Source organism: Ruegeria atlantica, assembly GCF_001458195.1.
GTDB lineage: Bacteria > Pseudomonadota > Alphaproteobacteria > Rhodobacterales > Rhodobacteraceae > Ruegeria > Ruegeria atlantica.
On record NZ_CYPU01000011.1, the window covers coordinates 116,733 to 130,876 of the forward strand.

At 58.1% G+C, this 14,144-nt stretch carries 15 protein-coding genes and 1 pseudogene; 4 read left to right on the top strand and 12 right to left on the bottom strand.

Annotation, left to right across the window (positions count from 1 at the left end; translation table 11 throughout):
* The first annotated feature begins 136 nt into the window (after positions 1-136).
* From RUA4292_RS03080 to terL, 3 genes are read left to right on the top strand one after another with little or no spacing between them, the layout of a single operon-like run.
* Entirely contained in the window at positions 137-1,537 is a 1,401-nt protein-coding gene (locus tag RUA4292_RS03080) for a site-specific DNA-methyltransferase (protein WP_082636977.1), read from the top strand.
* The gene (locus RUA4292_RS24695; RefSeq protein WP_058276250.1) at positions 1,530-1,985 is read left to right on the top strand and encodes a DUF5681 domain-containing protein; all 456 of its coding nucleotides are present in this window, start codon (positions 1,530-1,532) and stop codon (positions 1,983-1,985) included. Before RUA4292_RS03080 ends, RUA4292_RS24695 begins: the two co-directional genes overlap by 8 nt.
* A complete protein-coding gene (terL, locus tag RUA4292_RS03090; RefSeq protein ID WP_058276251.1) occupies positions 1,966-3,456 on the top strand; it encodes a phage terminase large subunit in 1,491 nt (496 codons plus the stop codon). The genes RUA4292_RS24695 and terL overlap by 20 nt, the downstream gene beginning before the upstream one ends.
* A 223-nt stretch (positions 3,457-3,679) precedes the next feature.
* Here terL and RUA4292_RS25600 read toward each other — a convergent pair.
* The 6 genes and pseudogenes from RUA4292_RS25600 to RUA4292_RS03115 form a co-directional block, all read right to left on the bottom strand.
* Positions 3,680-3,814: pseudogene (locus RUA4292_RS25600) on the bottom strand (hypothetical protein); the annotation flags it as partial.
* Positions 3,815-3,905: 91 nt separating this feature from the next.
* The gene (locus tag RUA4292_RS03095; RefSeq protein ID WP_158506916.1) at positions 3,906-5,414 is read right to left on the bottom strand and encodes a DUF1214 domain-containing protein; all 1,509 of its coding nucleotides are present in this window, start codon (positions 5,412-5,414) and stop codon (positions 3,906-3,908) included.
* A gap of 99 nt (positions 5,415-5,513) precedes the next feature.
* Entirely contained in the window at positions 5,514-5,936 is a 423-nt protein-coding gene (locus tag RUA4292_RS03100) for a hypothetical protein (RefSeq protein WP_058276253.1), read from the bottom strand.
* Positions 5,937-6,081: 145 nt separating this feature from the next.
* Positions 6,082-6,306, bottom strand: coding sequence for a DUF1214 domain-containing protein (locus RUA4292_RS03105; protein ID WP_058276254.1), 225 nt, complete (start codon positions 6,304-6,306; stop codon positions 6,082-6,084).
* Between the two features lie 43 nt (positions 6,307-6,349).
* Entirely contained in the window at positions 6,350-6,928 is a 579-nt protein-coding gene (locus RUA4292_RS03110; protein WP_058276255.1) for a PIN domain-containing protein, read from the bottom strand.
* Entirely contained in the window at positions 6,925-7,389 is a 465-nt protein-coding gene (locus tag RUA4292_RS03115; protein ID WP_058276256.1) for a helix-turn-helix domain-containing protein, read from the bottom strand. The genes RUA4292_RS03110 and RUA4292_RS03115 overlap by 4 nt, the downstream gene beginning before the upstream one ends.
* A gap of 158 nt (positions 7,390-7,547) precedes the next feature.
* Between RUA4292_RS03115 and RUA4292_RS03120 the strand changes: the two genes are divergently transcribed.
* Entirely contained in the window at positions 7,548-7,796 is a 249-nt protein-coding gene (locus RUA4292_RS03120; protein WP_058276257.1) for a hypothetical protein, read from the top strand.
* A gap of 11 nt (positions 7,797-7,807) precedes the next feature.
* On the opposite strand, the gene RUA4292_RS03125 is transcribed toward RUA4292_RS03120, so the two are convergent.
* The 6 genes from RUA4292_RS03125 to RUA4292_RS03150 form a co-directional block, all read right to left on the bottom strand.
* Entirely contained in the window at positions 7,808-7,996 is a 189-nt protein-coding gene (locus RUA4292_RS03125; RefSeq protein WP_058276258.1) for a hypothetical protein, read from the bottom strand.
* 33 nt (positions 7,997-8,029) lie between these two features.
* Positions 8,030-8,242 carry a helix-turn-helix domain-containing protein gene (locus tag RUA4292_RS03130; protein WP_058276259.1) on the bottom strand — a complete coding sequence of 71 codons (213 nt, stop codon included), beginning with the start codon at positions 8,240-8,242 and terminating at the stop codon, positions 8,030-8,032.
* A gap of 215 nt (positions 8,243-8,457) precedes the next feature.
* Positions 8,458-9,552, bottom strand: a complete 1,095-nt coding sequence (locus RUA4292_RS03135) for a PIN-like domain-containing protein (RefSeq protein WP_058276260.1) — start codon at positions 9,550-9,552, stop codon at positions 8,458-8,460.
* Positions 9,553-9,555: 3 nt separating this feature from the next.
* Positions 9,556-10,083, bottom strand: coding sequence for a hypothetical protein (locus RUA4292_RS03140; protein WP_058276261.1), 528 nt, complete (start codon positions 10,081-10,083; stop codon positions 9,556-9,558).
* Complete coding sequence (locus RUA4292_RS03145) at positions 10,080-11,753, bottom strand: DEAD/DEAH box helicase family protein (RefSeq protein WP_058276262.1); 1,674 nt, start codon at positions 11,751-11,753, stop codon at positions 10,080-10,082. Before RUA4292_RS03145 ends, RUA4292_RS03140 begins: the two co-directional genes overlap by 4 nt.
* Complete coding sequence (locus RUA4292_RS03150) at positions 11,750-14,083, bottom strand: ATP-binding protein (RefSeq protein ID WP_058276320.1); 2,334 nt, start codon at positions 14,081-14,083, stop codon at positions 11,750-11,752. Before RUA4292_RS03150 ends, RUA4292_RS03145 begins: the two co-directional genes overlap by 4 nt.
* Positions 14,084-14,144: the final 61 nt, after the last annotated feature.

Genomic DNA, 14,144 nt, shown 5'->3' on the forward strand with positions numbered 1-14,144 from the left:
ACCAGCAGAGAGCATTCGAAGGGGCAACTTCCCGGATCCTTTGGTCCGGAGAGTTGCTTTCTATGCTCTCTCCGTTTTTCCACAGCGATCCATTTCTGAGGTGACCGTAAGGTGCCTCGTAGTAATGGAGGCAGTGATGCCAGCAAAATCGAATACACCACCCGAACACGGTCGCAACAGGCCCGTCTGGACGAGCGGCAGGATCGAACAGACACCGATCTCTGATCTCAAACCTTATCCCAACAATGCACGCACTCACACGGAAAAGAGCATTGGCCGTCTGGCGGACTCAATCTCCGAGTTTGGCTTTGTTGTACCAGCCATCATCGACAGCGAGAACTCGGTCATCGCAGGCCACGGGCGGATAGAGGCAGCGAAACGCCTTATGCTTAATACTATCCCGACGATCTGCGCGGATCATCTGACGCCGGCGCAGGTAAAGGCTTTCCGGATAGCGGACAACAAGCTCGCTGAGCTTTCGGACTGGAATGAAGATGCGCTCCGGATTGAGCTGGGTGAGTTGATGGATCTCAGCCTTGCGGGTGAGCTTGACTTCAGTCTCGACATCACCGGCTTCGAAATCCCCGAAATTGACATCATTATCGGTGGCGCAGGTGAAGAAACTGCAGAAGACGCCGAGACCGTCGAAACACCGGATCCTGCCAAGCCGGTAGTGACCCGCCCAGGAGATCTCTGGCTGCTCGGCGACCACAAGATCCTCTGTGGCAACTCCCTCGAGACGCAAAGTTACCAGCGGGTGCTAGACGGAGAACCCTGCGGGATGGTCTTTACCGATCCGCCTTACAATGTCCCCGTGAACGGACATGTTCGCAGCGGTAACGGTGGTGACCATCGCGAGTTCGCAATGGCCTCGGGCGAGATGACAGATAGTGAGTTCCGTGCATTCTTGGCAGACGTTACAGCGAAGTTGTTTAACCAGCTAACCGATGGCGGCATCGGCATGGCCTGCATGGACTGGCGCCACATCGAAGAATTGATTGCCGCCGGTAAGGCTGCCGGTTTTGAACTCATCAATCTGTGTATCTGGAACAAGAGCAATGGCGGCATGGGCAGTCTCTATCGCTCCAAGCATGAGATGGTCGCCGTCTTCAAGAAACCCGGCGGTGCGCACATCAACAATGTCGAGCTCGGCAAGCATGGACGTAACCGGACCAATGTCTGGGACTATGCGGGTGTAAATACTTTCGGGGCAGGGCGCGAGGCGGATCTCGCGGATCACCCGACGGTGAAACCCACGGCCCTTGTGGCTGACGCGCTCATGGATGTCAGCCATCGCGGGGACGTCGTGCTGGATGCCTTCGGCGGGTCGGGTGCCACGCTTTTGGCGGCCGAGAAGACCGGACGGCGCGCCCGGCTCATCGAACTGGACCCGGCCTATGTCGATGTCGCCATCCGGCGATGGCAGGAGTTGACTGGAAAAGATGCCGTCCTAGCCGCCACCGACGAGACCTTTGCCGTCCGGGCGCGGGCCGTCTCGGTGCCTGTCTCCGACGAGAAGGAGATGGATCATGTCTGATGATATCAAAGATGATGACTATGAAGTCGGCTATGGCAAACCGCCGAAAGCGACGCAGTTCAAAAGGGGTCGGTCGGGTAACCCGAAGGGCCGACCGAAGGCGTCGAAGAATGTCGGGAAAATTCTGGAAGATACATTCTTTCAAAAGGTTCCGATCACTGAAAACGGTGTTCGCCGCGAAGCGACAATGCTCGAGGCTATTGTCCGCCAAGTTGCAAATGGCGCGGCTAAAGGGGATATGCGAAATGTCGACCGGGTTCTGAAACTTCTGCCACAGCTGCAGGATGCACTTACATCGGCGGAAACCGCCTCCGAGAGCACCGCGCAGACTGACCCGCAATCGGATGTCGCGGTGCTGGAAGCTCTTGCTGATATGTTTGGCAGTGATCCGGAAGATCTCTTTGCCACAGTTCAAGAAGGTGTCGGCAATGACTGTCCAGAGTCTTGATACACACAAGGAAGTTGCTGACGCGCTCACGCGTGAGAACCTCTATGCCTTTCTGGTTGGTGCGTTTCCAATCCTTTGCCCGGGCGAAAAACTTGCCCGGGCCCTGTATCTCGAGGCCATGTGCTACGCGCTGCAACGCGTGGCTACGAGTCAGTGCCTTCGGTTGATGATCTCGATCGCGCCGCGCCACCTAAAATCCATCTGCGGGTCGGTGCTTTTGCCGGCGTTTGTATTGGGCCGGGATCCAACGCAGAAGATCGTCGTTGTCAGCTACGGCAAGGATCTCGCGCGTGAGCATGCCGAGCTGTTCCGCCGCCTGGTGACGAGCCGGTATTATCAGCGTCTCTTTCCGCGGATGAAGCTGGATCCAAAACACAACCGGTTTGATCATATGAAAACGACAGCAGGGGGTGGGCGAAAGTCGTCCTCCATCGGTGGTGGCATCACCGGGTTTGGTGCGAACCTCATCATCATTGACGATTTGGGCAAACCTTCAGAGATGCGCCATGACAGTTATCGTCAGGAGTTGCGCGACTATTTTGATCAGACCCTGTTCTCGCGGCTGAACGACAAACGGACCGATCGGATTGTGTCTATTCAGCAGCGCCTGCATCCCGATGACTTCTCCGCTTACCTGCTCGAGAAGGAGACATTTGAGCACTTGTGCCTGCCGTCGATCGCCGAGATTCCTGAGGACATTCTCCTCTATAACAATCGCTATTGGGCTCGGCGTCCGGGCGATCTGCTCAGCCCGAATAGGGAACCACGGGAGGTTCTGGATCAGATCAAAGCGGATATTGGCAACTATGCGTTTCAGGCTCAATACCAGCAAAACCCGAGCGACGCTGAAAACGAATATCTCAGTATGGATGACCTTCATCTGGTCGATACGCTGCCCGATGAGGCGCTCTTCACGCGCAGGGTCCAAAGCTGGGACACGGCAGCAAAAGGTGGTCCGAAATGCGATTATTCGGTGGGCCTGACCTTCGGGTGGCATGATTTCGAAGAGCGCTGGTATCTGTTGGATGTCTATCGCAAACGGACAAACATCACTGAGCTCAAGGCCGCCATTCTTCGCGAGCGCAAGAAATGGTATGCTGATCGAGTTTTGATTGAAGACTCTGCCATGGGGTCGTCCATCCTGCAGGAATTCCGAAAGGCGACGGCGGGCGTCTACATGGGTATCAACGTCGTTTCCAGTAAACTGGACCGGTTCATCCCGCACACAGACTGGATTAAGTCGGGCAAACTGGTCATCCCGACTGACAAGCCTTGGTTTGACAAGTTCCGTCGCGAATTATTGGCGTTCCCGGACGCAACAAATGACGACCAAGTGGACGCACTAACCCAGTTCGCGGAGTATATGAAACGCTCGCAAAATGCTTATCTCGACACCGATGTCGAAACAGGCAGGCGCATGGGGCTGTACCATCGATCTCGCCCACGGCGCGAGGACAGGATGCGGTTTTGAAAGGAACGGATCAAGGGAAGTACCCAAGGTTCGAATACCCGCCGCTCCGAGACGAGTTCGAATTGGTCTGACAGCACCTCCCAAGTTGCGTTTGGCGCAAAACACGCTGCCAGTGATTCCAAATCTAATGGCAGGCAACGCGGCAATTTGGTCAGATCGCGCCAAAACAAAGGGCCGGAGAGATTTCTCCGGCCCTTGTTCACTTGGTCACTTGGTCACGCGGTCACTCGACCAGTTCGATCTCGCTGGGCCGCCATGTCCGGTCGAACCAGCTTTGCTCTGGTCCATAAAGGCGGAACAACATGTACCACCCCATGTCCGGTACGGTCTGGATCCAGTTCGCCTCTCGCCCGTCCGGCGCTTTCGGGCCTTGGCGTTGGACCGGCTGTGAGCCAGCCGATCCAAAAAGTGGTTCGAAGCGGGCACAGTCAGCACCCGCTTCGAATTCGCTACTCTATGTAGTCCGAGAAATCCATGACCTTGTTGACGGTCGGGAACTTGTACTCATCGTTGAAAGCCGATTCTTCAGCGCCGTACATGCGCAAGTAAGGAAACCAGCCGCGCCCCGGCAGGGTCTGCACGTGGTTGGCTTCCCAGCCCTCAGGCGGAGCATCGGGACCGAGCAGCACATAGAAGGACCCATCGGCGTTCATCCGGATGCCCTCGGTCTTGCTGCCCGCCGTTGCCTTGCCTCCGGCTGCACCTTCCCGGTTGTCGATGATGGTGCGCGTGTCCGTGTCGTAGACCACTATCGACCAGAACAGATTCGCGGGCACATCCTTTTCGACGCGGATCACATAATTATTTCCGCCCTGCAAGCGCTGGCCATCTTCGTCCTCGAACTTGCCAATGTAGAGCTGCGCTTTGCCCGGCTTTGGCATGGTCATGGCAGGCGACGTGGTGATCGCCTCGTAGGTGTAGCGGGCGCGGGGGTCGATTGCATCCCAGTACTTCATCCGGTTGGTGTATTTCTGGCCGTCGCCCCATGTGCCACCGAGGATCATGCGCCAGTTGTTCTGGCGCAGAACCCCTTCCATCCTCTCGTTGTACACGAGGGCCTTGGCCATCAGTTCACCGGTCTCTGCACCGTCAATCAGTATTTCTTTCTGACGCTCGGTGGGGTTGAAGGGCTTGCCTTTTTCGATGCCAAGCTGTCTCAGCCAGTACATGAAGAAACGGTCACGATCCTGGACCACCTCCCGGTTGATCGCCGTATGCAGCATTTCCCAGTAGGCCAGGCCGCGCGGCTGGTATTCGGCCGTGAACTTGTCCTCGCCCGGGATGATGTCAACGGGGGCAGCCTCATCTCCATAATTGTAGATCTTCAACTTGCTGGTAAACGCATCGACTTCGTCCGACGTGCCGATCAACCGAAACAGCCAGTAAGTCTGATCAGTGCCGATTTCCATGATCCGCAAATCGTCGGTTTGCTCTGGCACCATATCCGCCGGGGTATTGGGCCCCACAACTGCAATCAGATCGCCTGTGCCGTTATTCGGGCCGAATATGCCATAGTCGCCCGGACTCTGCTCCCACATGTCATTGATCATGCCCACTGCTACGCCGGGCGGAATCTCCAGAATCACGGCGCTTTCCCGGGTATTTCCGAAACCCCAGAAATAGTCCGTGGTCTCGTTAGCCGTAAGTATGCCTCTGCGTTCGTTGAAGCTCTTGACTGCGACGATCTTGTTGTAATCGTAGTCCGGGTAATTCTCCAGATAGCCCAGATGCCAGCGTGTCATGCCCACGATCGGCAGGCCCCAGAGATAGAGCTGTGACGCCCGCTGGTGGTCCATGAGGTCGTAGATCTTGTCAGCCTCGCCAGGGGCAGGAAAGCTGTGGTCAAGCTCGAAATCACCGGCCATGGTTTCGACCGTGCCCGTGATCGGCATAAGGCTCTGGAATTCCTCTTCGGTCTGCTGCCGGGGAAGCTCGCCCTGTGCCCAAGCACTACTCATCATGCTTGCGACCATCAGGCCGAGTCCAAGCACTCTTATTCGTTGTTTCGTTTGCATTATTCTTTCTTTCGTTCATTTTGGGTTGTGGGGCTGGACCGGCTATGCGCCCTTCAGGTCTTCCGCATGGGCACGGGCTCCGACGGCTTCCATCGCAATGGCCTGCGCCTCTTCGGAAACAAGCTGGGCGTAGGCAATCGCAACAGCGGCATCCGCCTCTGCGTTCTCTGCGTTCCTCTCGGCCTTCGCCAGATCGCGTTCCGCTTTCCAGGCGTCCCATTTGGCTTTCTGCTCGGCTTTGTGGTTTTCGTAGTTCGACTGGATGCCGGACCACCACGCATTCATGCTGCTGTCGACCTCGGCAACGGCGCTGTTCCAGTCCTGCTCGGCCTTTGCGTATTCCGCGCTCCACTTTTCCTTGAGCGCATCGCGTTTGGCTCGTTCCTCACGGGTATACTCGTCAACGCGTGTTTCGACGTCTTTCGCTTTTTCGGCAAGTGCGGCAAGTCCGTCAGAGAGTTTCATTGGTGTTCTCCTATATTAAGTTGAATGATTGCGAATTATCCCATTCGCCGGGGTTTCGTTTTGGTCCGATTACGACAGGCAGGCAGGATTTTAGCCTGCCGGGCTGAGCCGCCAGCAAAGGGCTGGCGGTCTCAACCCTGTGGCCCTATTCGCTGACCACTTCGACCTCGCCGGGCTGCCATTCGCCATCGTACCAAGCCTGTTCGGGGCCATAGATGCGCCACAGCATGTTCCAGCCTTTGCCGGGAATGGTTTGAATCCAGTTGTCCGCACCGTCCGGACGTTCCGGACCGAAAAAGACATCCCAGGAGCCATCGTCATTCTGCACGACGGCCTTATCGATGCTGGTGACAGCGGGGTAAGGGGCCATGGACTACACCGACTGGGTCAATTACTGACGCCTTCTGTCGTTGCTAGAGGTATTCGATGTCAGCGCGGGCCTGAGCCGCCAGTTTCGACAGGCCGTGTCGGGTTAGATCGAGAAGAAACTCGGACGGGGACATCGCTGGGTTGTCGTACCTTTTGCGGACGCTGCGCAACGCGCGAGCGCCACCCGAAGGAAACAAGTCGTATGTGTTGGCGAGCATGTCATCCGCACCAAGCGTCTCAACGCCATACTCGTCCAGAACTTCGCTTGGAAAGTCCTTATGATTTTCTGTCACGATGACTTGGGCGGAGCAACGGATCGCCGCCGCGAGGACGTGACGGTCATCCGGGTCCGGTAGCTTCAATCCGGCCATCAAAGGCCGGTGGCCCGATACGAAGCATTCTTCAAACGTGCTTCTGATCACCGCTTCTTGCTGGCGAACGCTCTTCTCGAGATGCGGTTTGAGCCTGATCAGGTTGCGCGTCCATTCGTCGAGGATCTCGTCGGTCACCCGCGCCCTGAACAGGCCTTCCTGCGTAAACGTCAGCAGGACGTCGCGAACGCGGAACGGGAACAGGACGTTCGCATCAAGGACAACCACGAAGGGGTTGGCCACAAAACTCATGCCTTATCGAATTCCTGACCCAGTCGTGCCAAGTCCCGCATCGCCTGTTCCTGGCGCTGCGCCTTCTCTTCGCGATGCTCCATGAGCGCCTTCAATGGCACGCGCCGATGCTTGCCGACTTCCTCAAATCGGATCTGTCCTTCCTTGAGGAGTTTCGTGAGGTGCGGGCGGGACACATTCAGCATGTCTGCCGCCTCTTGGGTCGTGAGCATTGTGCCGACCGGAACCAGCGTGACCATATTTCCATTGCTGACGTGACCCAGCAGTTCGATGATCAGCTTTCCGACAGCCGGAGCGATGCTGACAGGATCACCGTTCTCTCCGGACACCTTCAAGCCGCCGTCCAATTCCATCGCGACCGCGATCGCCGTCGCGGCATGCGCGGCGCTATCGATTTCCTCGGCGGTCGGCGGACGCTCCATGAGCCCACTCTGAGCCGGTTTTTCTGCTGTATCGACCACGATTTCCCTCCTGCTTTTAGCCTCTAGATGCACCTCGCGCCGCTCACTTACAAGAGAAATAACCGGAATAAGTGAAATAAGCGTAACGATTCCGATAGACGCAGGCAGGTGGCTGGTGTAAACAAAACAGGAACATATTCGATTTTCGGAGCAGTCTCATGGGAAAGAATACGAAACGCACTTCTAGCAAACTGGCCTCTCAGGCAGCGGCAACTCTCAGTGACCCCAACGCCTCTGCGACGGCCAAGAGTCTGGCGGCCTCGGCACTGGCGCAGTCCGGCACAGGCAAACAAACTGGCGCTGCCATGGAAGACAAGGCGTCCAAAGTCCTGCAAAGCGACAAGTACAGTGACGATACCAAGTCTTTGGCCGGGACGGTTCTCGCGCAGTCGAACAAGGCGCGCTAACCCGCGTCGCGCTAAGAGTGGTCCAGGTCGATGTCGCGTTCCACAATTCTCATGGCACGGCCGTCTTCGGGCGGCACGAACCATGCTCGCGTCCGTTTCCCAGTGTTCCACAGGTGTTCTTGCCAGACGACAAGCTCGCGGCCATCCACGATCGCGATACCTTCGCGCACGGGAACACCCTTCGTGAGCCGGTCATCCACGGGCCGTCCCGGAGCAGGATGTCGGCCGGCCTCCTAGCTGCGGGGTTTCAGTAACTCTGAGGGATCGATGTTGAGGGCGCGCGCGATCTTTTCGAGTGTCGTGAGAGAGGCGGAATACTTGGCATTCTCGATTTTGCCGACATAGCCGCGGTTCACATTCGCACGGTGCGCCAACTCTTCTTGGCTGACGCCCTTGGCACGCCGGGCGTCTTGGAGATTCAGTCCTACTCGTTCCTTCAGATTCATGACCGAAGATCGGCCACGATGTGGTGTATTTAACCACGCAATATACTATACATTCGACAGTGAAGCGGCTGATACTGTGAGATTTTCCGGTTTCGAAGGTGTCGATCAAGCTCGCCATGTGATTGAAGAAGATAGCATGACCACGTGTGGTAGCGAGTTTGGATCGAAATTTGGGCGAGGTGCCGTCTCTCTGCCAATGCTGTCCACTCTGTTGCTCATTCACCAGATCCTTCAGTGTCGAGACCGAGATGACAAAGTTGCTCTTCAATCTCCTTAAGGCGCAGCCGAACTGACGCCCGATCAGACATCGGGCCACGGGACGCGCGGTGATCCGGAGCGCCGGATAGCAAGGCGATTAAATCGTCGCGCTCATCCTCTAGCGCGACCAACTGCTCCGCGCGGTTTCGTTCAGACTCGCTTTTCGACAGGCGTTCCCTGGCCTCACTGTCTTGCCTCAGACTTTGCTCCACCGCGTCAAGTTCTTGTTGGATCTCCGGATGATGCTCGGCGGCGATCCGTATGAAGTTGCCAAACTCGTAGATGTGAAAAGCCTGATCGCTTTCGCGCTTGAACTCCTCGACCAGTTCCGGCCGCGGTCCAAGCTTTTTGCCCTTGTGGATCCACCACCAGTCCTCCTTGACGTCATCGGATATGAAAATGATCGGTCGTTTCTCCACTTTCGCCTTCTCGATCATGTCTTTCCATATGATCAAGTCTCCGTACTTGCGGTACTCGTCACCATCCTTTTTCGCGTCGAGGTATCCTGGGGGAACTTTGGCCGCATATCGGGTCTCGCCCTCTTTCTTGATCTTCCCGAGTTCTGCTTCCGGCCAGCGTTCGCCGACACGATCCTCCAAGAGCTCTGTCAGGCGGTCTACCACCGTCCCGATCTCCGCCTCGGGGTGCGCGTTCCGCGCGGCATCGATCCTGCCTTTGAAATCCGCCAGATGGACGTCAAGTGCCGAGACCTCGCGTTCGATATCGATCGTGGGGTGCGCCCTTAACTGTCTCAGTTGGTCGCGAGCCTGCCGGATCGTCTTCTCATAGTCCCGGAGGATCTGATCATAAGCGTCCACGCCGGAACGCTCCACGTCGAGCCGGTTTCGATGAAACTCCAGCGCCACCTGATAGGGCACCCAAAGGGACGGTTGCAGGACGCCGAAGAGGCGAAGCAACTCCTCGCGCACCGCTTTCGGGTGCCGCACGCAGTGCAGCAAGATATTCGCGTCGGGGACGAAGAGCGCGTGCGCCCATATCTTGGCAAGCTCCTCGGCCGTTTTCGGATACCATCCCTCAAGCGCCTTCCGCATCCCTCACTCCCACCAAACGATCGGATCGACACCGAGGCGCGCGGCGGCGTCTCGAACCAGTTCTCGCGTATCAAGATCGACCGTTTTGCCATTCTCAATCACGACGACCGAGCACGCTTTCGCCCGAGACGACGCTCGCTGCCGCTCGAAAGCCGCCATCAGAAGGTGCTTCCAATCCCGGCTGTTTCCCCAGCAGACCACCCGCCCATCGTTCAAGAGCAGGCCGTGAGGTTTAATGTATTTTCGGACGATCATGAGTTCTGGAGGAATGTCGAGGGCGCGAAGAACTTGATCGGCGCTCTCAAGCAACCGTTCGCGTGCGTAATCCTTGATCAAAGTATCCTTGATATAAACCCGGACGGCGCGCGGATCCATGAAATGCCCGAGCTTGCCGCCGATTTCCGGCGCGCGGGTCCATTGTTCATAATAGTTCGAGTGGTCGGCGTCCGACATGGTGAGCCAGCTCAAATCATCCAGCTTCGCCCAAAGCGCCTCCTTAATCGCGCGCCTGATCTCCTCGGGCATATTCATTGCACTGTCCCCCCACCATGGGGCTCCGGGAAGTCGAACCGAGGCAATTCCAGCATCGCGTCACCCTCGCGGGAGAAAAGATCGGCCTGATCCTTCATCCATTCCAGCATGAAGCTCCCGGCGCTGGCATCGCGGAACTCCACCACCCCGGGCAGGCGAAGGCGCTCGATGTCGCCCTTCGCGCCTCGCTCCAGTTCGATCACCTCCGAAATCCTGCGGATATCGCTCACGAAGTCGAGGACCACCACCTTGTCTTTGTTTGGGCTCGTGCGCAGGCCGCGCCCCAATTGTTGCACGAAAATCCTGCGGCTATGGGTCACCCGCATGAACGCGATGAGGTCGACGTCAGGCACGTCCACGCCCTCGTTGAAGAGATCGCGAGTCGTGACCAGGTCAAGGGCGCCGCTCCTGAAACGGGCCATTACCTCGTCGCGTTCGCGGGCGGACATCTCTCCTGTGATGGCCTCGCAGCGTAGCCCGAAGAGCCCGAGCATCGCCGCGAAGCTTTTCGCGTGCAAAACGGTGGAGCAAAACACTATACCGGACCGGCGGCTTTCGGCGCCGAACACCTCCCTGATCCTGCGGGCGGCCTCCTCGTCGCGTGTCGGCAACAGCAAACGCTTGTTCAACTGCGTGATCGAATACGCGTTGCGGGATTGATCACGCACGAGTTGCCAATCGATGTCGTCGGCGAACATGCGGTAGTCGGCCTCGCACAGAAAGCCGCGCTTCAGCCCTTCCGCGATTCCGACTCGAATGACGGGAGGGCCAAGAAGTGTGTCGATGTCATAGCCGTCCCCTCGCCACGGTGTCGCGGTGACACCGCCAATCATAGAATCCACCATGCGATCGGTCACTTGGCGGAAGGTGTCGGAGCCGACATGATGCGCCTCGTCGATCAAGACGAGTCCGAAGTCCGGAAGCTCGTCTAGCCGCGCGACGGCGCTTTGAACGGTCGCGAATGTAATCCCCTCCCAGAACGTCGGCGTTTCGCCACCGATAAGACGGTGCGTCGGAATTGTCTTTGGAAGTTGATCCCAGAACGCGCGTTGCAGTTGATCCACGAGCTCACGTGTACCGGCCAACACAAGGGCGCGGCCATCCGGGACTCGCGCGTCCGCGAAGAGACGCGCGGTCGCCTCGGACATCACCACGGTCTTCCCAAGGCCGGTGGCGAGGACCACCTGCCCCCTGCCCGTCTCCCGGAGCGCTCCGACGAAAAGCTCAACGGCACTTTCTTGATAGTCCCTTAGATCCCTACGGGCGGACGGAAACTCCGGGCTTTTTTGGGCCATGGCGAGGAGAGTCGCGGGTTCAAGGATCCCGATCTTCAGGCCAAGCTTTCCCCAGCGTTCAATGGCGGCGCGCGTCGCGGGGCTCGCCGGGCGAGAAGTCGCAACATACATTCGTGAGGCCCGATAGAACCGCCCAGCCTCCGCGACCTCATCCACCGCCGCCGCCGTCGCGTAGCCATTGGTGGTGAACTTGCATTGAATGACCCAAAGTTCGTCATTCTTGCGACCCAGCACATCCGCGCCGCGATCTCCCGACCCGCCGACAACCCGCACATCCTGGAAACCATTACAGATCAACAGCCGAGCGACGTCACGCTCGAAGGCCTGCCAAGGCCCTTTCAGCAATCGTCTGGCATCCAGAAAGGCTTCCGTCATTCGAAATCCACATCCGGCTTCATGAGACGAAGTGAACAGGTCGCTCGAATGATCTCGTCCCGGTTCGCCGTCTCTAGGTCACGCGACGACTGGTTGGCCAACCAAAGGGTATCGCCGAGATAGGCCTCATAGCGGGTGACGAGTCGCCGCCGAGCCTCCTCGTCAATATGGTCGGCCCCGAAATCCAGCGTCTCATACGGGTCCAGCCAGTACTTGCCATCGAAGAACAGTTCCGGATGCCGACTGAACGTCGCGACGACCGCCTGAGGATCCATGTATTCCCAGAAGCGTCCGTCAGAAATCACCTTGGGCACATCCACAACCCCGCGCGCGGCCATCCTTCTCGCGACATGCTCCCGTTCGGGCTTCGAGAGCTCGGCGTAAAGTGCTTGCCCTTGACCCTCCGGGACCAAGCTCGCCACCGCCTTCGCGAACTCCTCGAGTCCTGTATTGGCCATCGATATGACTTCGGACGGCTCCAGTCGGGTCGCGGTGGCATAACTTGAGCGGTAGTCGGCGAGTATATTCGCGAGGGTCACGTCATGTACCTGACCTTTCAAGAAGTCCAGGGTCTGTACCGAGAGTTCGGTCAGCAACGCGTCCAAGGCCGTCATCGTCGTCGACCGAAACACGTCGTGGGTTGGATCGATTACAAACGCGTATGTTCGGCTTGCGACGTCATCGAGTTCAAACGACCAGGGAAGACTGCCCGTGAGCGCCTTATCCGTAGGGTCCGACGCGAAGGCTTCCACTTGGAATTCCACACGATATGTGGGGTGCACGTATTTGCGCGACAGTTCATGGATCTCGATGCGCTCGGCCGACGGCTCGGCGGGTTCCGGATCCGGCGCGACGCCCGCACCGTCGGTATCATCCTGCGAGCCGCCGCCGCCGGTCGACCCGTCCTCCCCGTTGTCAAGGAAACCATCTGGAAGATCGGTGTCGCCACCCTCCCCCAGAATTTCTTTGTCCTGCTCCTCGACCAGTTTCCACCAACGCTCGTCGTCAAGATAGTCGGCGTCGTTCTCATAAAACGACTCGGCCATCTGCTCTGACCGGTCGTTGTCCTTGACCACGAGCACCCGTGACCACAGACCGTTCTTGCCTTGCGGGCTGGAGCGCCGGAACGCCTGGAACAGTTTGTAGAGTGGGCTCGTGTTGCCGTCGAAGCCACTTTGTTTCGCCGCCTGCGGCCGCAGTGGGCCCTCACCCCGGACGACGCGTACCATCTCCTCCCAAGACGGGTCGTCCCGTTCAAAGCGATCTTTCGTGTAGCTCACGCGGCAATGGTCGAGGTGAACCTCCCCCACGAACCGACCGCGGCTCCGCGGATCGTCAATCGGATACTCGATCTCCGCATTGTCTCCGTTGTTCCAAGCGAATAGGTCTTTCGAGCCGATCTCGATCTTACGGCCGTTCCGGATGAAGTCGATACCAAAGTCTGATTTGTGCAGATAGCGTTGGAGCCCAACCCATCCCCTCACCCGGCGTTCGGTTGTCACGATCTCGCAATTCGGACCGCTGTTGGGGCATTGCTCCTCATCGCCGCTCAAGGCTCGCATGCAATGGGTGCAATACCTCCGCGGCGCGAGCGCGACGTCGAACCGCTCGACCGCGTGGACGACCGTCCCGTCGCTCAGTTCCACCGAACGGTCGGGATCCCAGTGACAATGGCGCCTGGGTTCCAGCTTCGTTCCGTTCACCTTCAGTCTGATCCGGCCCGCTTCGGATTCGCGCAAGATCGCGGAGTAGGCGCGGGCGAGATGCTTGCGGATCGTTCCGAGATTGGCCGATCGCGCGAGATAGGCGCGCTGATCGGGCTTTAGCTTCGTGATGATGATTTCGGTTCCGTGCTGGGTGTGGTCCGGCTTCACCCGTGTTTGTCGCGGTGTCTTGTAGCTCTGGCTCGCCCGAAGCCCCTCGAGGTCGATGCGCACACCGACCCACTCTGGCTCGCCTGCGCGCGTGGTCCAAACCTCGGTTACCGTGCCGAGCCGCGCCGTGGCGATGTTGAAACCCATGCCGAACAGCCCGAGATTGGTCAATGGATTGTTCCCCGACCAGCCAGCTCGAACCGCGCGTTCCAATAAATCGATCGCCATGCCGGGTCCGTTGTCCCGGATGGACAGACGCGCGTCGCCCTTGTTGGAGGTTGGAATCGTGATCGTGATCTCGGGATGCTCCACCGGCGTGCCCGCGCGAGCCGCCTCGACGAAACCGTCTATGCTGTTGTCGATCAGCTCCGCGACGCATCGCCATTGGTGAAGATTGATCTCGCCCAGCATTTGCAAAACGCGGGCGTCAGGAGTGAGATCAAATTCTTGGGTCATTTTTTCCACCAATAAGAAACGCTATTCATGAAATAGTTGAATTGAGATCGCGAAAAAAGCG